This window comes from Candidatus Poribacteria bacterium, assembly GCA_009839745.1.
In the GTDB taxonomy this organism is placed as follows: Bacteria; Poribacteria; WGA-4E; order WGA-4E; family WGA-3G; genus WGA-3G.
In genome coordinates this window covers 66,788-91,998 of sequence record VXPE01000111.1, presented here as the reverse complement: position 1 = coordinate 91,998, position 25,211 = coordinate 66,788, and the positions used below count along the sequence as shown (strand labels likewise).

Genomic DNA, 25,211 nt, shown 5'->3' with positions numbered 1-25,211 from the left:
TTCAAGCCCCAGGAGTATTTCAAGCTGTGGATAATTGGTAACCTCTTTACTGACGACTGGCAATTATTTATAGCACATCAAATTTCTTTTTGATAAATTCGACCACAACTGCCGGTACCATCTCCCGCAATTTCTCCTCACTCACCTTCCGCTGCGCCATCTGCACAACCTCCATCACGAGCGTCGAACTGATATGCGCATATTGCGTGTTTGCCATCATAAAGAGGGTATCAATGTCTGGAGCGATCTGTTGATTCATCCGCGCCATCTTGAACTCCCACTCAAAATCGGAGATTTCGCGCAGTCCACGAACAATCGCGCATGCGCCGCGTGTCTGTGCGTAATGCACAGTTAACCCAGTATACCCATCAATCGTGGCTTGCGGATACGGCTCAATGACAGTCTCAAGCATTTGGGTGCGTTCCTCAAGCGTGAAGCGCGCCGGTTTGGCAGGATTCACACCAATCGCAACAACCAGTTCATCAAAGATACCGAGGTTGCAAATGCGATCAATGAGGTCGACGTGTCCATTCGTGACGGGGTCGAAACTTGCGGGAAAGATGGCGATCTTTTTAAGTATTCCTTGCGGTTCAGTCAGATGGGTTTGATGCATGAAGTGCCTCTCCGTAGACCCGCCTGCGCCGGTGTTGCAGGCTACGGGTTTTGGATACTATACTGAAGTAAAAACTGTTTCAAATTTTATCACAAATGTCTGCGTAAAGCAAGTCCTCCTGTTTTTAGCAAAAATCAAAAAAAGTTGCTTGCATTTTTGCGCGCGTGATATAATAGCACCATTACATAGCAAGGAGGCTAAATAATGGCAAAAATTAACACACTCGTCTTTGCAGGCGGCGCCATCCATGACTGGAAAGGCTGTAGTGATGAAATTGTGAAGGTTCTCTCACAACGAGATGAATTTGAGATTACCCGAGTCGAGGAAGATTTGGATGCTCTCGTTTCACCGAATTTAGATCCATACGATCTCATTGTTTTCTATTACACAATAGGTGAGATTTCGGATGCACAGAAGAATGGTTTACTCAACCACATCGCTTCCGGTAAAGGCTACGTCGGTGTGCACTCGGCAGCAGATTCGTTCCGTGAGTGTCCAGAGTACCGCTCAATGGTAGGGGGTTATTTCGTTACACACCCACGCTACCGCGACTACCAAGTCAGCATCGTTGACAGTGAACATGAAATCACAAAAGGGCTCGACGAGTTTGTCGTGGAGGATGAGCAGTATATCCTCGATTACGATCCTCGGAATCACATACTTGCGTCAGCACTATGGCAAGGTGCGGCGGCACCCGTAGCATGGACAAAGAACTGGGGCGAAGGTAAAGTGTTTTATCTCGCGCTGGGTCATGATGCAGCGGCGTGTCAGCATGAGATGTTCGGAACGCTCCTGGAACGAGGTGCGCTCTGGGCAGGCAGTAACGGCGGCGCGTAGACGTTTATCGGCTATCGGCTATCGACTATAAGTTTCCGATTGCGGATAGCCATCCTGCTTCTTCGCTGGACGATTTTTATTAAACATGAAACAGAAAATCACCAGTATTCAGGCGGTTCCTGAATTGCCTTCGCATCAACACCTTTTTCTGAATGACACTCCATTTGTTGTGATCCATACATCTCTGGTTGAAAAATTCGGATTACGTATCGGTTTAGAAATTGAAGCTGAGATCATCGAAAAGTTAATTGCAGCGGATGAAGTGATGCGTGCGAAGAACTACGCCCTCAGGTTACTCCGCGAAGAGAAAGATCCCCTTACAGTAGACGCTTCAGAGGATTCTCGCCCTATAGGAAAGCCTAAAATTTATACCAAAAATGAGATGGAACAGCGACTTGCGCGAGAAGGTTTCTCAACGAAAGCAATTGAAACAACGATCGAGGAGTTGATTCATTCGGGACATATTCGCGACCGGCAGTATGCAGAGAATTGGATAGTCCGCAGGCAGAAATCGAATCCCCGTGGAAAAATGTTGCTCAAGAAAGAACTTGTCAACAAAGGCATCGACCAAGAGACAGCAGAACAGGTTGTAGCGAACGTAGAAACTGAAGACGAAGCGAAAGTTGCCCTCCAGATTGCTCAAAAACGGATGAAGCAGTATACAGGACTGCCGATCCATGTTGCTAAACGTCGATTACACGGATTTTTGGCGCGCCGCGGGTTCGGATCGGAAATTGTTCGGCATGTACTCGAGCAGATTTTTTAACGCATCCGCACATCATACCAAAGTTTCCCGAACGGATCTTTGTATCCGTTTTTGTCTTGACTTTTCTGTAAGAAATAGACTATAATTAGGAGTAGGATAACGTAGGAGAGCATCCACAAATGACATCAGATGAAATCAGAACCGGTTTCCTTGAATACTTCCGCAAACACGGGCATACCATCGTGTCGAGTGCGTCCTTGATACCAGCAGACGACCCGACGCTGTTGTTCACGAACGCGGGTATGAACCAATTCAAAGATGTGTTTCTCGGTATTGGACAGCGGAAGTACACGCGCGCCGTTGACACACAAAAATGTCTGCGCGTCAGTGGCAAACACAACGATCTCGAAGAGGTTGGTTACTCGCCAAGTCACCATACTTTCTTTGAGATGCTCGGAAATTGGTCATTCGGAGATTATTACAAACAGGAAGCCATCGCCTTCGCATGGGAACTGGTGACCGAACTTTGGCAGATCCCGAAAGAGCGTCTCTGGGCAACGGTCTATCTTGAAGACGACGAAGCAGAAAAACTCTGGCTCCAAGAGACAGACCTTCCACACTCGCGTATCCGCCGTTGCGATAAGGATAACTTTTGGGAAATGGGTGAGACGGGTCCCTGTGGTCCGTGCAGCGAACTCTTTGTTGACATGGGCGTAGAAGCCTACCCTGAAACCGTAAACGACCCAGACGCGGGTCCCAATACGAGCGATCGCTTCAGAGAATTCTGGAATCTGGTGTTCATTCAGTATAACCGAAACGAAGACGGCACGCTCGAACCCCTGCCAGCAACACATGTTGATACAGGCATGGGCTTTGAACGAATTACCTCCATATTGCAAGGTGTTGACACAAACTACAAGACGGATCTGTTCACACCCCTTTTGGCGACCATTGCGGATATGACAGACACCGCCTATTTCGATGATGAACGTGGACTCCCTCACCGAGTCATCGCTGACCATATTCGGTGTTTGACTTTTGCCATCGGAGACGGTGTCATGCCCTCTAACGAGGGGCGAGGGTATGTCATCCGCAGGATCTTGCGACGGGCTGTGCTTTACGGTAAGAAATTAGAGATGGACGAAGCGTTCATCTATCGACTTGTTGATAACGTCATCGAATTGCTTGGCGATGTATTTCCTGATGTGCTGCCGCGTCATGAGTTTATTACTCGCACGATTCAGGGTGAGGAACACCGTTTTCATCAAACAATCGAACGCGGTTTGGAACTCCTTGATCGCTCATTCGACACGCTCAAGGCACAGAACGACACACAAATTGATGGAAAACGGGCGTTTGAGTTGTATGACACCTTCGGCTTTCCCCTTGATTTGACCCAGATGCTCGCCCGTGAACGTGGGTTCACGGTTGACGAGGCAGGCTTTGAAGACAGTATGGAAGGACAACGGGCGCGTGGACGGGCGGCATGGGAAGATAGAGGTGGTGCCAAAGACGAAGAGATCTCTGTTTACGCCGAAGTCCTCAAAGAGCACGGCGAAACAGAATTCGTCGGTTACACACAAAACAACATCGATGCAGAAGTCGTGGCTTTAATCGCCAACGCGGAATCAGTCGCCAGCGCGCAGCAGGGAGATGGGGTGTTTGTCCTGCTAAACCGAACGCCTTTTTACGGTGAATCGGGCGGACAGGTCGGCGATGTCGGCACAATTGAGAACGGCAATGCCAAGTTGGCTGTAGAAGATACGCTCAAACCTTCAGCAGACTTAGTTGTTCATAAGTGTAAGGTGCTTGAAGGTGAAATCACACCATACACCGCAGTGCAAGCAGAAATAGATAGTGAACGCCGAAATGCTGTCGCCGTGAGTCATACAGCGACACACCTTCTACACAGTGGACTGCGGCAGGTCCTCGGGACCCACGTTGCGCAAGCCGGTTCACTTGTTGAAGCCGGTAGATTGCGGTTTGATTTTTCACACTACGAATCTGTTTCACCAGAACAATTACGAGACATTGAGGAATTCGTCAACGAAAAAATTCGTGGGAATGACGCGCTGTCCATCAGTGAAATGTCATTAGATGAAGCGAAATCGAAAGGGGCTTTGGCCTTCTTCGGCGACAAATACGGCGACATTGTGCGTGTTGTGCAAGCGGGCAATTACAGCGTTGAACTCTGCGGTGGCACCCATGTTGACGCAACCGGTGAACTCGGTTTCGTAAAACTGATGAGCGAAAGCAGTATCGCTGCAGGGGTCCGACGCGTTGAGGCACTAACCGGTACTGCCGCGGTAGCAACGGTTCAAGAAGATACTCTGCTGCTCGCCAACGTGGCGAATCTGCTGAAAACGCCCAAAACTGAGCTGCCCGAACGAATCGAACGCCTCCTTCAGGAACAACGGGATTTAGCGCAACAAATCCAACAACTTAAAAGCCAGCAAGCCCTTGCGAACGTCGGCACCTTGGTCGAAGGTGCGACGCTTGTTGAAGATGTGCGAGTTGTCGCATCACTTGTAACAGACGCCGATAGGAACGGGTTACGGAAACTCGTCGATGAACTTAAAACGCGTTTAGAATCCGGTGTTGTTGCGCTTGCGGCTGTGTCAGGAAACGAAGTCGCTTTTGTGGTTGGCGTAACAGCAGATTTAGTGAAGAACCGTGATTTGCATGCGGGTAAAATCGTCTCCGAACTCACCCAACTGGCTGACGGTCGCGGTGGAGGTCGCCCAGAACTCGCGCAAGGTGGCGGCAAGAATCCGAGCAAGGTGAACGCAGCAATTGCGAAAACCCGCGACATCGTCGGACAACAACTTAAAGCTTAAACTTGCACATACCCCTTCTGCAAGACAGATATGTGCGTGAAAAGCCGTTTACGAGAAACGGTGCCCTAATAATACACAAAGGAGACATCATGGATTGGAGTTTGATTGCCTCACTTTTTTGGAAATTCAGTCTCGGTATTTTCCTCATTGCCCTTACAGCGCTCGCGGGGTATATGTGTGCCGCTATCGGTAGCTTCCGAAACTCTTTAAATAGCATCCGAAACACGCTGAACTCCACAGAAAACATCATTAATCAAGAGATCGGAGAATTGATTACCGACGTGGACAGGACGGTGAAAGAGGTGAACAAGGAACTCCCGGAACTGCTGCAAAATTTGAATGGCTTGACCGCTTCCTTACAAGGAATTAGTGAGTCCGAAATTCAACCCACCGTGCACAATATCCAAGAAATGAGCGGCGCCCTGAACCAAAGCATCCAAGAACTTGATGAATTGGTTCAAAAAGTGAGCGGTTTTTCCGGTCAGACGATCGAACAAGCCACGTTTTTCCGGAATCAGATAGCAGTTTCCCTTGCTGATGTCGTAAGTTTGTGGCAAGGCATCAAAGCAGGATGGGATAGTTTCAGTGCCACGCAACCCTCCGAATCGGAAGAGGACGTTCCGATATCCATGGCGTCTAACGGATAACTCAGTCAGGTAAAATTGTCAGTTTTCTACAAAAAAGCAACATCGTATTTAAATTGCAACAGGTCCTCATGAAAAGATAAAGATGAGAATTGAAACTTTCCACTCTGATTTTCGTAAACTTTAACAACGTGTTTTGGAAACTTGCAAGCTGCTTTAAAATACTCCAAATTTGGAGATCTGTGAGCTGCACCAAAACAATCCCAATTTAATAGAAAGGACAAAAAAATGAGTAACAACGGACAGAACAACGGAATCGCAATGATCTTCGCCTTTGTTAGCGGCTTTATGGCAGGTGCGGTTATCAGTCTGCTCTATGCCCCGAGTTCCGGCAAGGAGACCCGACAAAAAATTCGTGACACTTCGATTGAAGCAAAGAACCGGACAGTCGAATTTGCAAACCAGACCGGTGATAGCGCGCGGCAAGGCGTTCAGACTATCGTGGAACAGGGAAAAGAAAGCGTTCACCACATCGTAGACGGTGGAAAGGAACGTATCCACCAAGCCAGCGAACAGGTAAAAAGTGCTGTGGAAACAGGACGTAAAGTTTCCGCAGATGTCCGATCCAAAATCGCCGGATCTATCCCGGGCGTTGATGATGCCGAAGAAACCGAGGAAGCCTAAACGCCTTTTCAATGCATACGGATGGAAATAAAAGATCGTGGACCTGAGCCATATACCGACAGGTCCAGTGATCCGTTAGATGAATGGAAATTGCAAAGTTGAGAATCCTACTTGAACAAGTTAAAGGCGGAGAGATGGCAGTGGATGATGCCTTGCAATCTCTCCGCACCCTTCCTTTTGAAGATTTAGGATTTTCAAAGATCGATCACCATCGGCAGCTCCGCACTGGATTTCCTGAAGTCATCTTCTGTCAAGGAAAAACAGTGGAACATGTCCAGCAGATTAGCGAACGTATCCTCGCTGCAGGACATCCCCTCCTCGCAACGCGTGCCACACCTGACATGTATAAAGCCGTCCAAGCAGTTCAACCCATGGCACGCTATAATGAACTTGGGCGGACGATCACTGTCTCACAATCCACAAAAGATACAGGGGCTCCGGGTATACTTGTTGTTTCTGCAGGCACCTCCGATTTGCCTGTAGCCGAGGAAGCCGCCGAAACCGCGCTGATGATGGGAAACCAACCGGAACGTCTTTATGATGTCGGCGTGGCAGGATTACATCGACTCATGAGCAATCACGAGAAACTCCTATGTGCGCGGGTCATTATTGTCGTTGCGGGGATGGAAGGTGCGCTCCCGAGTGTTGTCGGTGGATTGGTGGATTGCCCTGTCATCGCAGTCCCGACGAGTATCGGCTACGGTGCCAGTTTCGGTGGACTCGCCGCCCTATTAGGGATGCTAAACAGTTGTGCGTCGGGGGTCACCGTCGTGAATATCGATAACGGTTTCGGGGCGGGTTATAGTGCGTCCCTTATCAATCGACTCGACGCGTAATTTATCGGTTATCTCCACTCAAAACGTCTTTCTGCTTTTCCTCACCTGCGATTCTCAGCACAACACTTGCACTTCTCGGGGTTCCTTGCGAACTGGTCCCTGATTTAGAGAAGTTGTGTTCTGCTTTTAATTGAACCACTTCAGAATTGATGCTGAGGGTAACAATATCAGTGCCAATTTTGCACCGAATTTGGTACGAAACCGATTCTGAACGACTGTGTCCATAGGAACGCGGTTGCCATGTTACACCGGATGCCTCAGCATAGACTATGAGGGCTGTTTCGGCAGCTTTTGCAATGTCTTCCCCAGAGTTAAGGACACGCCTCGCTGCGTTTGCCGCTCTGTTTACAGCGTTTTCCAGACGTTCCTGAACCGCTTTCGTATCACTCTCATCTGCGTCATCCATCTCTTTACTCTTTCGTAAAGCGACATAGACTATCGCTCCGAGCACACAAAGAAAAACGGAGGTACTCAGGATAACGGTGCCTCGCAACTCACGACGGCGCGTCATGCTTTCAAAATCCTGGCGATGGTGTGGATAGAACGCATCGTGTGCAAAAATCGGTGTGCTCCAGCACAATATACCGATAATTAACAACAGTAGCGGGGAAGAGAAAAATTTTTGGAACATCAATATGTACCTGCCTTGGTATCCAGTATAGCAACGAGAAACCGAAATGTCAATCCTGTATACACCAATGGGTATGTAAAGCTTTTTCTATAGATATATTGTTCTGCTGGCGCAAAGAGGGCTTGAGCGTTAAATGTCCTTGACCTTAATGCATGAAAAACTTGACCTAAAATTGTAAATTTGATAAAATAGGCATAAATAGATACAAATCCAAGATAAGGAGATAGACATTTGCAGCAGAGAACACCAATTGAAGAACAAATTGATCTCCCGTTTGTAGAATCTTTACGCATCAGTTTTCAGAGTTTGAAAATCCGTTTTGGGCGTTCAATCATTACGACGGCTGGTATCACACTCGGTATTGCATTTTTAGTCTCGGTTTGGACAAATAACGAAATCGGTCTCGCCCTACAGGAAAGCGGACGACAATCAGCAATTAATACCTTTGAAGAGACAACGGAAAAAGGCATTTCCACAAAAGATATCTGGTTGATTATCATGTCGCTGATTGTCTGTGTGGTAGGTATTGCGAACTCAATGCTCATGGCGGTAACAGAGCGTTTTCGCGAGATCGGCACGATGAAATGTCTCGGTGCGTTAGACGGGTTCGTGGTTAGACTGTTCCTCCTTGAATCAGGATTTCAGGGGTTTTCGGGAGCACTCATCGGCGCGCTTATCGGAACACTGGGCGCAGTGCTTTTAGGGCTTAAAGACTACGGGTTAGACTTATTCTTTTATTTTCCACTGTTACCTGCGCAGCCTGAAGACGGAACAATGCGGCTCGGTGTTATCGTCGTCATCCTATTGGGATGTATTCTGGGTATGATTTTGGCAGTGATCGGCTCCTCGTTTCCTGCATGGCGCGCGGCGAAACTTCCGCCTGCTGAAGCAATGCGTACCGAGGTATAAGCACGGAGGACAATTATGGCTGATATCGTTGTGAAAACTGAAGATGTTGTCAAAGAATATCGCATGGGTTCAAACATTCTTCGTGCTTTGGACGGCATCAACATTGAGATTGAACGTGGAGAGTATATTTCGTTGATGGGTCCCTCGGGTTCAGGCAAATCCACGCTTTTTAATATGATCGGTGCTCTCGATCGTCCTACGGAGGGTCAAGTTTACATCGACGGACAAAATATGTCCCATCTTTCGCAAAGACAAATTGCGGCGTTTCGGTGTCATCGCGTGGGCTACATTTTTCAAAGTTACAATTTGCTGCACGTGCGGAGCGCGCATGGAAATGTAACGCTACCGATGATTTTCGCTGGCATCCCTGAGAGACAACGCAATGAAAAAGCGGAACAGTTGCTGGATATGGTAGGATTGGGTGATAGGATGTACCACCTCCCTGACGAACTTTCAGGGGGTCAGCGTCAACGTGTTGCTATCGCCAGAGCACTCGCGAACGATCCGAGTATCATTCTCGCCGACGAACCGACAGCAAACCTCGACACGATTACAGGACGTGAGATTATCGACCTCGTCAAACGCTTGAATAAAGAACAAGGGGTTACTGTTATTTCAGCAACACACGACCTGAAGATGTTAGATGTCTCTGACCGGATTGTGGACATCCGAGATGGACTCGTGGAACGCATCAGGAACCGAGACGAGATTGACATCGAAGTCGGCGAAGTCGGCGGGGAGGGTCACTAAAAAACCTTTAGACCTCCGACAACAGGACAGGACGGTTTTCACGAAGCGACTTCAACGCTGCGAAACCGATCACGACAGGTGCCCGACCATCGTTCCCTGTAACCGGCGGTGGCGTGTCTTCCTGAATGCACGCAAAGAACGCTCGCAGCTCCGAAAGGAATGCTGGCTTGTAACGTTCGACAAAGAAATACGGAGGGGACGCAGCGCGGGTCCCTTCACTACCGCTAAAAGTAACAGTATTTATCGGCGGGTTCGCTGCCGTAACCATCCCTTTTGAACCGAAAACTTCAACACGCTGGTCGTAACCGTAGACAGCCTCTCTGCTGTTATCAATAGTTGCGATAACCCCATTTCGGAACCGTAAAGTGATAACGGCGGTGTCAATGTCACCCGCCTCACCGATTTTCGGATCAACGCGTACACCACCTATTGCATACACCTCAATAACCTCGTCTCCGAGGAGATAGCGCGCCATATCGAAATCGTGGATCGTCATGTCAAGAAAGATGCCCCCGGAGACCTTGACGTATTCGATCGGTGGTGGTGCGGGGTCTCGGCTCGTGATTCGCATGATGTGCGGCTCGCCAATCTCTCCAGAAGTAACGGCTTCTCGGACCCGCACGAAACTTGCATCAAATCGACGGTTGAAACCGACCTGAAACTTAACCCCTGCCCTTTCTACAATCGCCAAAGTCTCATCAATCTGCTCCAAATTTAAGGAGATCGGTTTCTCACAAAAAACGTGTTTCCCTGCCTGCGCCGCGGCTTGGCTCATTTCGACATGTGTATTGGTGGCAGATGCCACTAATACTGCTTCAATCTGGGGATCCGCCAAAAGTGCGGTATAATCGTCAGTTGTCTTTGGGATATTAAACTGCTTCGCGAGGGATTCAACACCGGGGGCATCCAAACTGCAAACGGAGATGAGTTCGGCTTCCGGTATGTTTTGGGAAAGGTGTTCAATGTGGAGTGCTCCGATACGTCCTGACCCGATAACGCCAACACCGACTTTCGAGGATTTGTTCATCAAAGACCTTTCCTACATGGATTTTATTCGTGCTACACAATTGAATTCAGATACTGTAGATTTCGTTCTGCGCTCTCGTAAGGACTCCCCATCCCCGGCAAGACATCTTGCTCCACGACGATCCACCCCTCATAGTCCTGTTTTCGTAATTCCCCAAGGAACGCCGGAAAATCAACGTCTCCGTTGCCTAACTCACAAAAAACGCCGTTCCCAACTGATTCAAAATAATCCCACGCCTCCTTACGGGAACGGGCAGCGATATCGGGATGACAATCCTTGAAATGGACGTGCCAGACGCGATCGGCATGGCGGGTATACGCTTCAATCGGATCACCGCCACCGAATCGGTAATGTCCTGTATCGAAACACAATCCGATGAGGTCCGGATCGGTGCGTTCCATCAACATGTCCACTTCCGCCGCTGTCTCTACATATCCGGCACAGTGTGGATGGAAGACCGTGCGGAGTCCTGTCTCGTCCCGGACAGATTGGGCGATGCGGTGCGCGCCCTGTATAAAAGTGTCCCACTGCGCTGGTGTCAATCCGTGTTCAGGACGGATACGACCGGCGTAGCGGGTCCGCAGCTCTGTGGTAGCATTATCATCTGACAGCACGATAAATGGCGTTTTTCCACTGACATCCGCTAACAAACGGGCGTGACGCAGTGCCGATTCCTCACCTGCTGCGTGTGTTTTTTCGTCAGCGAGTGCGACCGCTACGAATGCGCCTAACAGCGTTAATTGACGTTTTTTAAGTTCGGCATGGAGGCGTTCTGCATCCGTCGGCATGAACCCCCAATCGCCTAACTCGGTGCCGAGGTAACCGATTTCGTGCATCTCGTCTAATACCTGGGCATAGTCGGGTGCTTCGCCGTCTAACTCAAACTCAAGTACACCCCACGAACACGGGGCATTTGCAATTTTCATAGAATTTATAGACTCACTTTTGTTTAAAATCTTTTCCCATCTACTTACGGTTGCCTATTCTTCCTTCACCGTACCTGATTCATCAGTTCGTCACGCGATGTGATGTTCCTGAATCTTCCGATAGATGTGCGGTTGCTTTTGCTACTTTTGGCTCGCCTGTAGCCAGTTCAAGATTAGCATCTTCGTCCACTATGGGTTGGATTAAAAGCTGATATCCGAGTGCGTTCAGAACAACACCGATTGCGTCAATCAGCGGTGTATCCGTATTAGATAGCGCGGTTTCTAAGGTTTGTGGCGAAATATCAGTGTGTTGCGTGAGTTTGGAAATCCCGCCTTGTGCTTCGATAACTGTTTTTAGGGCTTCCCGGACGATAAGCGTCTGTCCGAAACTGTAATAGTCATCAAGAATAGCTTGGAGATAATGAATCGCTTCCTCCCGGTCAGCGAGGTCTTCGATGAGACACTCTTTCCATGTCCTCATTTTTTTCATAGGTTTTCCTCCTTATATTTCAGCCAGTAACTTTTTGCCCGTTCTATATCTCGTGTCTGTGATGATTTATCACCCGCGCACAGCAGCAAGACGATCGTATTCCTGATTTCGCCAAAATAAATCCGATAACCTCTTCCGAAGTGGAAACGCAGTTCAAGTACCCCTTCCCCCAGAAATTTGACATTCCCGAAATTTCCGAGTCTGAGTCGTTCCAATCCTGCCCGAATCCGAGCTCTTGTTTTTCTATCTTGAATTGATTTCAACCATTCATTAAAAGGTTCTTTACCGTTTAGTGCGCGATAGACCTGTATATTTCGTAGGCGTGAGGTATGCATTGTTGGTAAATTTAATGCTTTTCAAGTAACCGCTTAAGATCCTCAATGAAATGTTCCAACAGTTTGACCTTGTCACTCTCCTCGGGTGCTTCCGCTGTTAGTACATACGTGCCATCTAGCTCTGCCTCCGCAATGACTCGTTCCTTCTTTGGTAGGTCCACAATTTCCAGGGTTTTGCTTATATCAGCCGTGATGAGGTAGTATTTGACGGAAGCACTATTTTCGTCCGCCTGAAGTTTGCGTTTCCAATAAGCCTGCTCAATGATTAGGTTTTTCAAATTAACGATACACGAGATTACAGCGATAACACGAGAATTTTCAGGGGTGTAAATAACAAAATCAACATCCGGGAGATAAGCATTGAATTCCCCATAATCAATTGCGAGATACTGTTTAACATTCTCTAATTCTTCGGAGAAAGTCCCATTATTCTCCAACTCATAGCGGCTAATCAGTTTCATTCCTAAGTTTTCAATTGGGTCGGTAATAACATGTCGGATCCGTTCTCGAAAAGTGTCGCCCTCAGCAGCACGCCAGTTTTTCCCAAGTTCTCCTGTCAAAGAAGCAGCCAAGCCTTCAAGAGCAACAGCGTCTTCAAGGCCACCCCATGAAACGGATTCCCCATAGTGTTCCTTAAGTTGGTATATAATATGGCTCGTGTAGTCAACGATGCTGAAATCAATGACATTTCTTTCTATGAGTGTGTCCACTAATGTATCATCATATTCCATCTCGTAAAGCGCATCTGTAAGAATGTTTCTCCTTCCATCAAGACTGGTTCCTCCACGCGCTGTTGGGGCTGCTTTGATGGGTTCAGTTCCATTTTTCACTAATCAATCCTCCGTGTCGGGTCGGTCAATATGGCCGTTGACACCGTGTTCATCATAAACATCAAAAACGGCTTCACAGAAAACTCTCGTCTTCTCATCCTGGTTTTTTAATGCTGTTTCATACATTCTGATGAAGTACCTTTTACCAGCCTCGGTCTGTGAATAGTTACTCTTGCGCAAATTATGTTCATAACAGAGGGTTTGACCATTATCAATGGTATTGGTGCCGCCTCTATCTTTCGGTTTGATATGGTCAGCGGCGATCGTAAGGCCATCTGCTTCTCCACGTCCACAGACAACACAACGACGGCCGTCGCGTTCAAAAATAGCTTCTCTATCCCGTGGGGAAAACTCAAATAGTACCACTTCATGGACATAATCCGGGTCATACTTGTAAATGCCTTTCCGGACTTTGATTAGTTTTCCTTCTTGATGGAGTTGCCTAACGGTTCTCCAAGGATCCCGCGGAGTTTTACCATGCTCTTGAAAATATTGTTCCGACACCCAGTCAACCACGGGGCCATGCTGAAGTTCCTCGTTAGGATGATTCACGAAATACTCGAACACAAGTTCACGAATTGTCTTTGCCATGTGACTTCCCTTTTTCTTCAAACAGATACAATTGATTTGCAGCCTGACTTACCCGTTCCTTCGCAAGTTCACAGTAATATTCATCGACATCAATCCCGATGCTACGACGTTTGTTCAATTGGGCAGCAACTAAAGTAGTCCCACTGCCCATAAACGGGTCAAGGATAGTGTCACCTACGTAACTAAAGAGTTTGATACAACGCCGCGGGAGTTCTAAAGGAAAGGGAGCGGGATGCCCAATACGTTTCTTACTCTCACCGGGAAAAGTCCAGAGACCGTTTGTCCACTCCATGAATTCCTCCCGGTTCATATCCGATTGTCCACTGCCACTCGTTTTCTTCCACTGTTCTTTGTAAAGAACTACAATTAACTCAACAGGAGCAATGACGTAGGGCGCGGACGCTCTCATCCATGACCCCCAAGCAGTTCGTCTGGAGATATTGCCTTCGTTCCATACAATGGTAGAGTGGTATTGAAATCCGATAGCGGTTGCGAGTTTGGTAAGATCCGCACCGACATGTTGTTGACCACCTTTGTTTTTGTCTAAGGGGATATTAAGACAGAAACGCCCATCCGACTTAAGCCATCGAAAACAACGCGTGAACCATTTTTTGGAAAAGGCAAGATAGTCGGTATAAGAAAGGGCATCGTCATTTGAGTTATATTCTATATCAACGTTGTAAGGGGGTGATGTAACAATAAGGTCAATGCTATCTTTTTTTATAGCGCGTGTAGTCAGTACATTTCCGTTGATTATTCTGAACTGATCGTTGCCAAAATACACATCTGTCTCCTATGCATTAAGGTGAGTATTGAGAAATTCCCACGTGTAAAACCGTATCCATGCGTCCTATTGCATTAACATACCACAACAATGTGAAGTATGTGAAAACAAAAATGGAAACTATGCATCAAGATTTGGGTTACTGTGGACTCAACATCTCCCTGATGTCTTCTGGTATCTGAATATCATTTGTTTCCTCAAAATCTTCAATACTTTTGTAGCCGTTAGTAAATAAAGCAACGATATCTACCCCGTTATCTTCAGCAACAGTAAAGTCTGCTATAGCCTGTTTCCATTGTTGTTGGCACAACCCAATTATACCGCGGGCAAAACACGCATAAGGAGACGACAGAAGTATTGCTAGTTTAGTCAAGTCAGTATAAGCACACTCCAAGTCCCCTTTGAAAAGGTAGGTCTCGCAGAGGTTGTAATAAGCTTCAGCAAAATCAGATTCTCCTATAATTGCAGTTTTAAAGTCTTCAATGGCAAGTTCAATATTGCCCTTGACCCGGTAGGCACGACCGCGATTATTATAGGCACTCACATAATAGGATTTCAGTTCTATTGCCTTGCTATAGTTCTTGATGGCACAATCATGTTCACCTTTCTCGTCATAAATTATACCCAGATTGTTATAGACCTCGGGAAATTCTGGATCCAGTTCTATTGCTTTATTATAATCTTTCATTGCTAAGTCAATTTTACCCATATCTTTGTAAGTTATGCCGCGACTGTTATAGGACTTTGCGCTCTTTGGATTCAAATCTATCGCCTTGTTGAAGTCATTTAGTGCTTTTTCAGTATCACCCATTTCAGCATAACATACTCCGCGGTCGTCATACGCATTGGCACTCTCTGGATCTATTTCTATTGCGCTATTAAAGTCTTTAAGAGCAGGATCAAACCGGTCAACATCGCGAAAAACAACTCCGCGATGAATATAAACTTCGGTGAAATCTGATTTTAGTTTCAATGCTTCGGTAAAATGCTCATAAGCTTTTTCATACCATTTCAATTTCTCCTGCATGTTATTCCCTAAACTCGCCCTATTTTGACAGATTACCCCTTTACCAAACTCTAGCATAGGGTCAAAGTATCCGTCTAACCATTTTATAAATCCATGGATATCTTTGTAAATCCTTTTGGTAGATATGTCATGATGCTTTTCGAGATAGTTTAGGATAGAAAGTTTGAGTTCTTTTGGAATAATCACCTCAACGTCTGGAGTGATAAAACCTTTTGGCGACTGGAGCAGTATACTTTTCTGAGATTCCACCCGCTTAATTGTTTCTGGAGGTATTTTTGATTGATAATCTCCCGATTCTCTTTTTTGTAAGATAACCCTGCCATCTTTGTGATAAGATCGATCACAAGCAAAAAAGAGAGCAATTAGGTAGTCAGTCGTGAAGTCTATAAAATTGGTTTTGCCACCATAATGCTGGTGTCGCGCTAAGATTTCAAAATCATCGGGTGTTTCGCTGGCAGTTCCATACAAATACTCTTTCGCCAATCCCAAAATCTCTCTTTCCATGTCCGGAATATTAGGCTCAATAACTTTACAGTACTCTTCTATACCTTCTTCCACTATCGAATCAATCAATAATGAGCGATACAGACTTGAGGAAACCTTTCCATGATAAGGAAATTCTTGATAACGCTCTGGCTCACCCCGATAGATGTAATCTCCGCCAGCGGATTTTTCTACTATCTCTTGAATTTTTTCTAAAACCCTATTGAGTTCATTTTGGGAATGGGATGTGTCGTGCATTCGCCTTCCTTCACAAGAAGAATCTCTTTACTCAAAAGGTAGAGTAATAAAGGGATTCAATTAATCCTGCGGATCGGTTTCTTGTATTTGTTGATTTGGTTTTACGTTGGTATCGCTGTTCAGCAAAGACCACTACGGTAAATCAATAGGTTGCTCAGCATTGAGGTTTTTGAAATGCTGCTGACAGAACCCTACATATCCGTATACATGTAGTTTATCTATGAGGATTTTAGCCGCAAGTTCACAGACTTCAAGATCGGTGAGTTCTAATAATCCGTTTCGCCACGCGGTGATTCTTTCGGCTTTGATACGTTCTTCCTCTTTTCGCTCTGCTTCTCTCCGCCGGATACGCGCTACAATCTCGTCAATACCAGACTGATTTGCTAACAATTTATGCCGCTCAACAGAATAATCATACTTGTTCGGTTTACACTGTCGGAGAAACCGCTCAGTATATACTGGACCAATTTGTTCTATAAGTTCCTTAATACCAAGTTCATAGATTTCAAGATCGGTCATCTCTAAAATGTCCACTTTCTGTTACCTCCTCTAACCATGTAACCGGGTTTTCAACCCGAATATAAAGTCGTGTCTGATAGCGTTGTGCTCTCCTGAGTAGCCTATCATCGGTTGTTAGAAAGATATCTGCCTTACTACTTTCAGCACAAGCGATGTGCAAAGCATCTTGCTCCTTAAAACCCAACGACTCAAGTTGTCGCCCCCTTGATATTTCTCTCGCTCCAACAATAACAATCTGGTGTGCGAGATTTAGCCAGGTTTCGACCTGAATCCGTTTTCCTAAATCTGGGGTTTGCTCAACTTCATCAACTACAATTTTGCTGGATATCCAGTACCAGTGCGTCCTTAAAAAATGAATTAGAATTCTCCTAATAGCTTGGGCCTCTTCAATAAGTCGGACCTGTGTTGGCGGATCAAGAAGCCGACTCAAACAACACGTATCAAGATAAATTTTCCAGAATGGCAAATTGGTCGGCACACGTATATCCAGACTTTGTTCGGTGACTTTTATTGATCGTAAGTTAACATAATACAAATTGGTCTGCTTTATTGAATTAGCATATCACGATATGGAGCCAGATGTCAAGGAAAACCAATCATGATCAGAACTATGCAGTTTTCGGTTTTCCGCTGATTCTGTCAGAAGGCGAGGTTAGAAACCTCGCCAACGGGGAAGGATTAATAAGAGTCGGGATTCGGAGTCCCGTCCTACGGAAGAATGAACGACTCCGATTATGCTACAACACAAGTTTCACGAACACACGAAGATATGATATACTGAAACCAACCGCGATCCAAACACAAGAGGTAAAAAACCATGCTTCCAACGATTGAAGCGCGAACAGCTATTAACACACCGCCAATGTGGGCTGTGTTGGAACGCCAACTTATCGACAAAATGAACTCCGCAGGACCAGAAGTCCTGGAGAAATACACGCGCCCAGACGGGACGCTGCTCTGGCCCACACACCCAGATTTTCAGAGCATCGACGGACTGGACGACGCCTACGAGAGCTTCCATAACTGGTCCCTCTTTTACATGCTCGGGGGCGATGAACGGTTCTTGGCGGATGCGGACACAGAGTTCGATGTCATCACAAACGATATGACGCGATACGGGACAGGTCACGGCTACCCGATGGTGGTGAAAGAATACCAACCCGGTTACGATTGGTTTCACCAAGGCGAAGGGAATTACCTCTTCTACATGCTCTGTATGGCGGACCCGTCAAACCCGAAGCACATCGAACGCGCAAGACGGTTTGCAGGATTCTTCATGGACGAGGACCCGGATGCACCAAACTACGACAAACAACACAAGATCATCAAGTGCGCTATGAACGGGAGCAAGGGTCCGGCATTTTGGGCTTTCGCTGGACATCCATACTTCCCTTGGGACGGCTATAATATGCCCTTTTACGATATCCCCGGAGGCACGAGTCATGAAGCCGTCAGGGACAATGAAGCGTTACGTGAGCGTATGGGAAGGATAAACCATGAACGTCAGGGTGTAGGAGACGCGGTTGTCAATCTCACGGCGACAACGCTTGCTACGAATGCTTACCTACTGACGGGTGAAGAGAAATACAAGGCATGGGTTCGGGAATATGTCAATGCGTGGATCGAGCGGACAGCGGAAAACGGCGGTATTGTCCCAGACAATGTTGGACTTTCAGGAACGATCGGGGAACACATAGATGGCAAGTGGTATGGTGCTTACTACGGTTGGAGTTGGCCCCACGGATGGCATAGCATCGGGCAAGCCGTAGGTATCGCGGCGCAGAATGCTACGTTGCTCTGGCAGGATACGGCATATCTCGACTTTCCGCGCTCACAAATTGACGTTCTCATCGAAAAAGGAATTGAGAAGAACGACCAACTCTACGTTCCACAGAAGTATGGGGATCCAGGCAAAGTCGACTACGTACCTGGTGCTTGGCTACAATACCCGATTACAAACGAAGATGGCACCGCTTTGCAAGTGGACGGTTGGTTTGAGTTCATGCCGATGCATCCGTCGGATGTCGCGCATTTATGGGCACTGTCAATGGAACCGATGGATCAGGAACGGGCAAAAAAAATCGCCAAAAGGACAGGCTCGAAATTCGACATCAACGCGTGGCACCATATCAAGGACAGCGGAGGACACGACGGCGCATGGCTCGCATACATGCGCGGCGAGTATCCCGAATACCCAGAAACAATTCTCAATCACAATCTCTCCCAAGTCGAAGCACGTCTTGCGTTTATGGCCGACGATGACGAAGACCCCGCCAACTATGGAGATGCCTATTTCCAACGACGGAATCCAATCGCCTGTGAAGGACTGGTTCAACTCACGTGTGGGGGTCCGTTGCCGCATTACAACGGCGGCTTGCTCGTGACGCGAGTTCGGCACTTTGACGGACAGCAGAAGCGACCGGGATTGCCACGCGATGTCGGGGCGTTGGTTACGAAGATGACTGCGGATACCACAGAACTCCAACTCGTCAACCTGAACACAACAGAACCGCGGGAGGTCATTGTGCAAGCAGGCGCGATGGGTGAACACAATTTCACGTCGGTAAGCATCAACGACACTCAGAACAGAAACACCATCTCGGTTAATGGAACATCTCTCCATGTCCAGCTACCGCCCTACACGCAAATCGACTTGGAATTAGGGATGCACCGTTTTGCCAATGCACCCTCCTATAAGCATCCCTTGTAAAATAAAAAAACGAACCTTTTCTGAACGGATCTGACTAAATAAGCAAAAGCAAGATGTAAATGCCTTTCCTAAAAAGATAATTGGGCATTCACAAAATCATAATTCTAATAGGAGATAGAAAAATGAAAAAGCAATGGTTCGTACTTAGCGCAATCGCAGCAATCGCAATGGTCGGAATGTTCGTTTTTGAAAACACGGCAGCAGCGCATCGAGAGGTTCGCAACAAACGAGAATATCGCAAAGACAATGCCCGCGCAACTCGGGGTCGGATCGCTACGCTAAATCCGGTGGCGACACTCAATCAATCGTGGATAGATCTGACTTTCGGTGTGGAACTTGACACAGAGACGTTAGCGAAGGTGCATCCGATCTATCAGAAAACCCGTGAAGCACTGCAGACGCAGATTAAGGAAGCGCGTGCATCTGACGAAAAGCGGGCGGCAGTGAAGAAATTACGCGAGAGCATCAAGGAAACGCAGACACAATTCTACGCGAGTCTCAAGGAGGTCTTGACGGAAGAGCAGATGACGAAACTGACGGAACTGACGAAGAAACGGCAGACGGAAGCAAAGAAACGCGTCAGCGAACGTCGTCGTAGCCAGCGAGAGTTCCGTCGTCACCGTTAAGTAAGTTTCATTCACAATCAATTTGGGTCGGGCAAACACGCCCGACCTTTTTTAATTTTACATAGATTGGATAACCTGGGTAACGAGGTTTAAAGGTGCGGTTAGGAAACCGCACCTACCTTGTTGGAGAGCATCAGCGAAGTTAAAAACTTCGTTAACAAAGAGATACAAAAGTTATGCCCAGCGTTCAACGACGACTTTCTTCTGGGTGAAGAAATCTACGGCATCCCAACTCTGACCGTGGAGGTCACCGAAGAAACTATCTTTCCACCCACTGAAGGGGAAGAATGCCATCGGCGCGGCGACGCCGATGTTAATGCCGACATTCCCAATCTCTGCTTCATAACGGAATTGACGGGCAGCCGCGCCACTACTCGTAAAGAGACACGCCATGTTCCCGTAACGCCCGCTATTGATGAGTCGGATTGCGTCGTCAATCGTCTCAACATGGATAAGCCCTAAAACCGGTCCGAAGATTTCGGTCTTGGCAATATCGCCCTGTGGATTCAGGTCATTGAGGATTGTTGGACGAATAAAATTGCCGTTTTCACCACCAAGGATACTCGGATACCTGCCATCAACGAGGAGTTGCGCCCCCTCATCAGCCCCGGCTTGAATAAGCCCCTCAATTCGGCTTTTGCTCTCGGAAGTGATGACGGGTCCCATTTCGACCCCTTCTTCCAGTCCATTTCCGACCACTCGATCCGTAGCGGTGTCTGCGATGGCTTCTGTGAACCAAGAACGCGCCTCGCCAACAGTGAACGTAAGGGAGGCGGCAAGGCACCGTTGCCCGGCACATCCGAAGGCACTCTCAGCCGTCGCATTGACAGTAAACTGCGGATCAGCATCAGGAAGGACAATCAGCGGATTTTTCGCACCCCCTTGACACTGAACGCGTTTGCCGTTTGCAGCAGCCTTCGCATAGATTTCTTTAGCAGTCGCAGTCGCACCGACGAAACTGACACCTCGGATGTCTGGATGCGTTAAGATTGCATCCACAGTCTCGCGTCCACCATTCACAAGATTGACAACGCCTTTCGGCAGTCCTGTCTGTTCCAGTAGCTGAAACACCTTTTGCATAGTGATCGGCACTTTTTCGGAAGGTTTCACGATGTAAGTGTTGCCGCAGGCAATGGCATACGGTAGAAACCAGAAAGTAATCATCCCCGGAAAATTGAAAGGTGCGATTGCAGCACACACACCAACAGGTTGACGAATCATAAATTCGTCGATACCGGTAGCAATATCCTCCAAGTTGGTGCCTTGCATGAGTGTCGGGATCCCGCAGGCGACCTCAACATTCTCGATCGCGCGTCGCATTTCACCCTTCGCCTCGTCAAGCGTCTTACCGCATTCCAACGTAATCGTTCTGGCGATGTCCTCCAAGTTCTCCTCTAAAAGGGTTTTCAAGGCGAAAAGGTATTGCACACGTTCAACCGGGGGTGTCCGTCGCCATTCGTGGAGTGCCTCAGCAGCAGCTGTAGCGGCTTGATGGACCTCTTGCGCGGGCGAAAGCGGCACCTGCGTGAGAACTTCCCCAGTCGCTGGGTTTGTGACATCGATCAGCTCAGCCGCCTCGGATTTTTGCCATCTGTTATTAACGTAGTTCGGTAGCGGCGTTTGTAGGTTCCCGCTTTTAAGAAGACTAACATCGGTTTCCATCGTATATCCTCCTTAGTTCTCCTTCGCGAAGAGTTCAAGTACTTTCAATTGTTCTATAGCGGCAACGATTTGCGGATCATGCTCCAGTTCGTCACGAGAATTTTCTGTAATCTGGGCAAGTGCGTATTTAATGCCGATATCGCTGAGGATAATCTGTTCTTCGGTGAGTGCGTCGCTCAAGCGTTGATAACTGCGCAGCAGTTTTGCCGCCTGCCGGTCATCACGAGAGGCGTGAGAAGCGGCTGCGAGTTGTGCTAACACATCATCCCCATTCTCTTCCATAAAAGTTTTAAGTTTCTCATGATCTCGGAGTTTCAACTGCATCTGGCGTTCAGAACGGCTAAACCATGCGGACTCAACATCAGGGATAATACCGACCTTGTCAATATTGACCCCGTTCGGTGTAAAGTAACTCGCGACGGTTAATTTCACAGCAGCTTTTGAATTGCTCAGCGGAAACACACGTTGAACGGATGCTTTCCCGAAGGTCTTATTGCCCATGACAAGTCCTCGCCCGTGGTCTTTGATGGCGCCAGCGACGATCTCAGAAGCACTCGCGCTCCCACCATCAACGAGTACAATCAGCGGAAAGTACTCCCTTTTTATCCCTTTCGCCTTGAAGTCCTCGCGCGTCTCAATGCCTTTACTGTAAACAACAAGTTGACCGGGGGTGAGGAAGTCGCTCGCGATATCAACGGCTGAAGTGAGGAGTCCGCCAGGATTTAAGCGGAGGTCAAGAATGACACCACGGACATCCTGTGCCTTGAAGTCCACAAAGGCGTTATCTACGTCGTTCGCTGTCGTATCAAGAAATTGATTGATTTTGATATAGCCAATATTATCTCCGATGATATCCTGTTCAACGCTCGGAATCCGAATGACTTCACGCGTGACAGTAACCTCAACAGGACGATTATCGTTCTGACGCACGACCGTAATGGAGACAGGGGTTCCCGGTTCACCCCGCAGCTGGTCAACTGCCTCGTTCAAGGTCATAACAGCGGTCGATTCACCTTCAATATGGCTAATAACATCTCCGCTTTGCAAACCTGCCAATGAAGCAGGACTCCCCTTAAAGGGTGTAACCACAGTCAGCATATCTTCCCGAATTCCGATAAGCATCCCAAGACCGCCGTATTTGCCGCGGTTCTGCGTTCGGAACTCAGCGATGTCCGGAATGAATTGGCTGTATGGGTCCAATTTGCGAAGCATGCCATTGATGGCACCCTCTATCAGTTCTTTGGAATCCGGTGTTTCGAGATGTGCCTGTTTAATATAAGCAAGGATCTCTGAGAAAAGCGCAAGATTCTCTACCAATATATCATCGGAGGTTTCTTCTGAACTCCAACCGAACGGTAGAAACGCGCAGATAAGAAACACTGATAACAAGATTCGAAAACAGGTTCCGGGCGAAATTCGCGAGTTCCCGAAACCGACCGTTAAAAATTTCACTTTTTATTCCCTCCCGCCGACATTATAGTTTTTTAATAAAAGTAGTTTCGTAGCCTTTGGATGCTCGGAATCCGAAAAGCGATAAAGGCTGCGGCAGCACAGTAGAGCAGATCAATACGACTCATCCGGGCTTGCATCAGTTCCCAAACGGACTGCCCCTTAAACACAACCGTCGCGGTCGGCATGGCTTGCGCTATGGATATATTATGCTCTTGGCTCAGTTGCTCCGCGATTTCGGCAACCGCATTCCACTGGACATCCAGATATTTTCCGATAAAAATACCGAGTATCGCGAAAACCGCAGCGGCAGCACTGACAACACGCCACATCGTTCTCGCATCACGCTCAAGACTTCGGCTGCTCGTGAGGAGTATCCCGACGCCAGTCAATATACCGATACCGATAGCAATGAAGCCAGCGGTCCGTCCTGTCCACTGGATATATTTTGCCCAAAGGACCCCGCCTATCGCCGCCCCAAGGAGTCCGCCGAACGGTGCTGTCAAGGTGTTCATTATGAAACAACTCCATCGGTCACAATTGGTGGTTTCTGTCGATGGTGATCCGTATTCTGCTCAAAGGTGTAAGCAACCCGTAGGACTTTTTCCTCTGCAAAAGGTGCGCCGAGCAATTGCAACCCAACGGGTAACCCATTTTCCACAAAACCGCAGGGAAGAGATATACCGGGCAACCCCGAATGACTTGCAGGTGTCGTCATCACATCGGAAAGATACATTTGCAACGGATCCGCAGTCCGTTCGCCTATTTTGAATGCCGGTGTAGGCGAAGTAGGTGTTGCAATAACGTCAACTTTCTCAAACGCTGCGTCAAAATCAGATTTGATGAGCGTCCGTGCTTTTTGTGCCTTCCGATAATATGCGTCCTGGTAGCCAGCACTCAGCGCGAAGGTACCGATCATAATTCGGCGCTTTACCTCCTCACCGAACGCTTCACTCCTTGTCCTTTTATACATATCAATCAGATCTTCCGGACTTTCGTTCCGGTAACCGTAGCGGACCCCGTCGTATCTTGCGAGATTGGCACTCGCCTCAGCGGGGGCGATGATGTAATACGTCGCAATGGCATATTCGGTATGTGGCAAAGAAATTTCCTCAACCGTGGCACCGACGGATTCAAGCACAGCGATGGCAGTGTGCACGCGATCGGCAATTTCTGCGTCTAACGCCTCCGTGAAATACTCCTTCGGGATCCCGATTTTCAAACCGTTCACGTCGTTAATGAGACTCTGTGTGAAATCCGGCACATGGACATCAACGGAGGTGGCATCCATCGCATCACTCCCACAGATGGCGTTGAGTAGCAAGGCACAATCGGTGACATCTTTGGTAAACGGACCGATCTGATCGAGCGAGGAGGCGAATGCGACTAAACCGTAACGCGAGACCCGTCCATACGTTGGCTTCATTCCAACAACACCACAGAGCGCGGCGGGTTGGCGGATCGATCCTCCCGTATCCGAACCCAGCGAACAGATAGCAGTATCCGCAGACACAACCGCAGCAGAGCCCCCACTGGAACCACCGGGAATGGTATCCAAATCCCACGGATTGTGCGTAATCTGATATGCCGAGTTTTCAGTAGAGGACCCCATGGCAAATTCATCCATGTTCGTCTTACCGAGCATCACGATGCCTTGTTCATGGAGTTTCGTCATGACGGTCGCGTCGTAGGGTGGCACGAAGGTTTCAAGGATCTTAGAGGCACAGGTCGTGCGGACGCCCTGCGTGCATATCACATCTTTAATCGCAATCGGGATGCCAGCGAGGGCAGGCATATCGTCACCGTTCTGAAATCCTGTATCGGCACGACTCGCTTGCTCTAAGGCAAGCTCCTTTGTGAGTGTCAAGTATCCCTTGACGTGAGGCTCCACCTCAGCGATACGTGCATAAACAGATTCGGTGAGTTCTACGGCAGTGATCTCACGCGCTTTGAGTTTCTCATGTAGGACGTGTGCCGTCAATTCATAAAGCATTTTTAATTATTCAATCTGGTCACTGCTCCATTACATTACGCAGTGGTTTTCGGTTAAGTCTAACCGCCTCTATATTATGAAAGAATTTTTAATAAAGCCATCTTGTCGACAGCC

27 protein-coding genes are annotated in these 25,211 nt (G+C 47.8%); 11 read left to right on the top strand and 16 right to left on the bottom strand.

The genetic code is table 11. The features are described 5' to 3' along the window. Positions 1 to 67: 67 nt before the first annotated feature. Positions 68 to 580, bottom strand: a complete 513-nt coding sequence (gene coaD, locus F4X88_17450) for a pantetheine-phosphate adenylyltransferase (protein MYA58071.1) — start codon at positions 578 to 580, stop codon at positions 68 to 70. A gap of 237 nt (positions 581 to 817) precedes the next feature. Here coaD and F4X88_17445 point away from each other — a divergent pair, with 237 nt between their 5' ends. The 6 genes from F4X88_17445 to larB all read left to right on the top strand — a co-directional run bounded on the left by F4X88_17445 (position 818) and on the right by larB (position 7,097). Further along, positions 818 to 1,450 (top strand): ThuA domain-containing protein, encoded by a 633-nt coding sequence (locus F4X88_17445; protein MYA58070.1) that lies wholly within the window; start codon positions 818 to 820, stop codon positions 1,448 to 1,450. Between the two features lie 85 nt (positions 1,451 to 1,535). Continuing rightward, positions 1,536 to 2,216 carry a RecX family transcriptional regulator gene (locus tag F4X88_17440; protein MYA58069.1) on the top strand — a complete coding sequence of 227 codons (681 nt, stop codon included), beginning with the start codon at positions 1,536 to 1,538 and terminating at the stop codon, positions 2,214 to 2,216. A gap of 119 nt (positions 2,217 to 2,335) precedes the next feature. Beyond that, on the top strand, positions 2,336 to 4,993 hold the full coding sequence (alaS, locus tag F4X88_17435) for an alanine--tRNA ligase (protein ID MYA58068.1): 2,658 nt from the start codon (positions 2,336 to 2,338) through the stop codon (positions 4,991 to 4,993). An 89-nt stretch (positions 4,994 to 5,082) separates the two neighbouring features. Next, on the top strand, positions 5,083 to 5,640 hold the full coding sequence (locus F4X88_17430) for a hypothetical protein (protein MYA58067.1): 558 nt from the start codon (positions 5,083 to 5,085) through the stop codon (positions 5,638 to 5,640). Between the two features lie 225 nt (positions 5,641 to 5,865). Beyond that, complete coding sequence (locus F4X88_17425) at positions 5,866 to 6,261, top strand: YtxH domain-containing protein (GenBank protein MYA58066.1); 396 nt, start codon at positions 5,866 to 5,868, stop codon at positions 6,259 to 6,261. An 83-nt stretch (positions 6,262 to 6,344) separates the two neighbouring features. Next, positions 6,345 to 7,097, top strand: a complete 753-nt coding sequence (gene larB, locus F4X88_17420) for a nickel pincer cofactor biosynthesis protein LarB (protein MYA58065.1) — start codon at positions 6,345 to 6,347, stop codon at positions 7,095 to 7,097. A 1-nt stretch (position 7,098) separates the two neighbouring features. On the opposite strand, the gene F4X88_17415 is transcribed toward larB, so the two are convergent. Beyond that, positions 7,099 to 7,728, bottom strand: a complete 630-nt coding sequence (locus F4X88_17415) for a hypothetical protein (protein ID MYA58064.1) — start codon at positions 7,726 to 7,728, stop codon at positions 7,099 to 7,101. A gap of 231 nt (positions 7,729 to 7,959) precedes the next feature. Between F4X88_17415 and F4X88_17410 the strand changes: the two genes are divergently transcribed. Both F4X88_17410 and F4X88_17405 read left to right on the top strand, forming a co-directional pair. After that, positions 7,960 to 8,637, top strand: coding sequence for an ABC transporter permease (locus F4X88_17410; GenBank protein MYA58063.1), 678 nt, complete (start codon positions 7,960 to 7,962; stop codon positions 8,635 to 8,637). A 15-nt stretch (positions 8,638 to 8,652) separates the two neighbouring features. Next, on the top strand, positions 8,653 to 9,387 hold the full coding sequence (locus tag F4X88_17405) for an ABC transporter ATP-binding protein (GenBank protein MYA58062.1): 735 nt from the start codon (positions 8,653 to 8,655) through the stop codon (positions 9,385 to 9,387). 7 nt (positions 9,388 to 9,394) lie between these two features. Here F4X88_17405 and iolG read toward each other — a convergent pair whose 3' ends face one another. The 10 genes from iolG to F4X88_17355 form a co-directional block, all read right to left on the bottom strand. Next, positions 9,395 to 10,414 carry an inositol 2-dehydrogenase gene (gene iolG, locus F4X88_17400; protein ID MYA58061.1) on the bottom strand — a complete coding sequence of 340 codons (1,020 nt, stop codon included), beginning with the start codon at positions 10,412 to 10,414 and terminating at the stop codon, positions 9,395 to 9,397. A gap of 32 nt (positions 10,415 to 10,446) precedes the next feature. Continuing rightward, positions 10,447 to 11,340 carry a TIM barrel protein gene (locus tag F4X88_17395; GenBank protein ID MYA58060.1) on the bottom strand — a complete coding sequence of 298 codons (894 nt, stop codon included), beginning with the start codon at positions 11,338 to 11,340 and terminating at the stop codon, positions 10,447 to 10,449. Between the two features lie 82 nt (positions 11,341 to 11,422). After that, complete coding sequence (locus tag F4X88_17390; protein ID MYA58059.1) at positions 11,423 to 11,830, bottom strand: hypothetical protein; 408 nt, start codon at positions 11,828 to 11,830, stop codon at positions 11,423 to 11,425. Further along, positions 11,827 to 12,165, bottom strand: coding sequence for a type II toxin-antitoxin system RelE/ParE family toxin (locus F4X88_17385; GenBank protein MYA58058.1), 339 nt, complete (start codon positions 12,163 to 12,165; stop codon positions 11,827 to 11,829). The genes F4X88_17390 and F4X88_17385 overlap by 4 nt, the downstream gene beginning before the upstream one ends. Before the next feature lie 11 nt (positions 12,166 to 12,176). Beyond that, positions 12,177 to 12,995 (bottom strand): hypothetical protein, encoded by an 819-nt coding sequence (locus F4X88_17380; GenBank protein MYA58057.1) that lies wholly within the window; start codon positions 12,993 to 12,995, stop codon positions 12,177 to 12,179. 3 nt (positions 12,996 to 12,998) lie between these two features. Then, positions 12,999 to 13,586, bottom strand: a complete 588-nt coding sequence (locus tag F4X88_17375) for an HNH endonuclease (GenBank protein ID MYA58056.1) — start codon at positions 13,584 to 13,586, stop codon at positions 12,999 to 13,001. Further along, positions 13,567 to 14,370, bottom strand: coding sequence for a site-specific DNA-methyltransferase (locus tag F4X88_17370; GenBank protein ID MYA58055.1), 804 nt, complete (start codon positions 14,368 to 14,370; stop codon positions 13,567 to 13,569). Before F4X88_17370 ends, F4X88_17375 begins: the two co-directional genes overlap by 20 nt. Positions 14,371 to 14,509: 139 nt before the next feature. After that, a complete protein-coding gene (locus F4X88_17365) occupies positions 14,510 to 16,138 on the bottom strand; it encodes a tetratricopeptide repeat protein (GenBank protein MYA58054.1) in 1,629 nt (542 codons plus the stop codon). A 132-nt stretch (positions 16,139 to 16,270) separates the two neighbouring features. Beyond that, a complete protein-coding gene (locus tag F4X88_17360) occupies positions 16,271 to 16,672 on the bottom strand; it encodes a hypothetical protein (GenBank protein MYA58053.1) in 402 nt (133 codons plus the stop codon). Then, positions 16,644 to 17,207 (bottom strand): type II toxin-antitoxin system VapC family toxin, encoded by a 564-nt coding sequence (locus tag F4X88_17355; GenBank protein MYA58052.1) that lies wholly within the window; start codon positions 17,205 to 17,207, stop codon positions 16,644 to 16,646. Before F4X88_17355 ends, F4X88_17360 begins: the two co-directional genes overlap by 29 nt. A gap of 29 nt (positions 17,208 to 17,236) precedes the next feature. Here F4X88_17355 and F4X88_17350 point away from each other — a divergent pair, with 29 nt between their 5' ends. From F4X88_17350 to F4X88_17340, 3 genes are all read left to right on the top strand, one after another. After that, on the top strand, positions 17,237 to 17,491 hold the full coding sequence (locus F4X88_17350; protein MYA58051.1) for a hypothetical protein: 255 nt from the start codon (positions 17,237 to 17,239) through the stop codon (positions 17,489 to 17,491). Next, positions 17,475 to 19,367, top strand: coding sequence for a hypothetical protein (locus F4X88_17345; GenBank protein MYA58050.1), 1,893 nt, complete (start codon positions 17,475 to 17,477; stop codon positions 19,365 to 19,367). Before F4X88_17350 ends, F4X88_17345 begins: the two co-directional genes overlap by 17 nt. Before the next feature lie 122 nt (positions 19,368 to 19,489). After that, the gene (locus tag F4X88_17340; protein ID MYA58049.1) at positions 19,490 to 19,993 is read left to right on the top strand and encodes a hypothetical protein; all 504 of its coding nucleotides are present in this window, start codon (positions 19,490 to 19,492) and stop codon (positions 19,991 to 19,993) included. 174 nt (positions 19,994 to 20,167) lie between these two features. On the opposite strand, the gene F4X88_17335 is transcribed toward F4X88_17340, so the two are convergent. The 4 genes from F4X88_17335 to gatA are packed head-to-tail and all read right to left on the bottom strand — an operon-like array spanning position 20,168 to position 25,097. Then, positions 20,168 to 21,655 carry a CoA-acylating methylmalonate-semialdehyde dehydrogenase gene (locus F4X88_17335; protein MYA58048.1) on the bottom strand — a complete coding sequence of 496 codons (1,488 nt, stop codon included), beginning with the start codon at positions 21,653 to 21,655 and terminating at the stop codon, positions 20,168 to 20,170. Between the two features lie 12 nt (positions 21,656 to 21,667). Further along, positions 21,668 to 23,107 (bottom strand): S41 family peptidase, encoded by a 1,440-nt coding sequence (locus tag F4X88_17330; protein ID MYA58047.1) that lies wholly within the window; start codon positions 23,105 to 23,107, stop codon positions 21,668 to 21,670. A gap of 32 nt (positions 23,108 to 23,139) precedes the next feature. Then, entirely contained in the window at positions 23,140 to 23,619 is a 480-nt protein-coding gene (locus F4X88_17325; protein MYA58046.1) for a hypothetical protein, read from the bottom strand. Further along, complete coding sequence (gene gatA / locus F4X88_17320) at positions 23,619 to 25,097, bottom strand: Asp-tRNA(Asn)/Glu-tRNA(Gln) amidotransferase subunit GatA (protein ID MYA58045.1); 1,479 nt, start codon at positions 25,095 to 25,097, stop codon at positions 23,619 to 23,621. Before gatA ends, F4X88_17325 begins: the two co-directional genes overlap by 1 nt. Positions 25,098 to 25,211 lie beyond the last annotated feature (114 nt).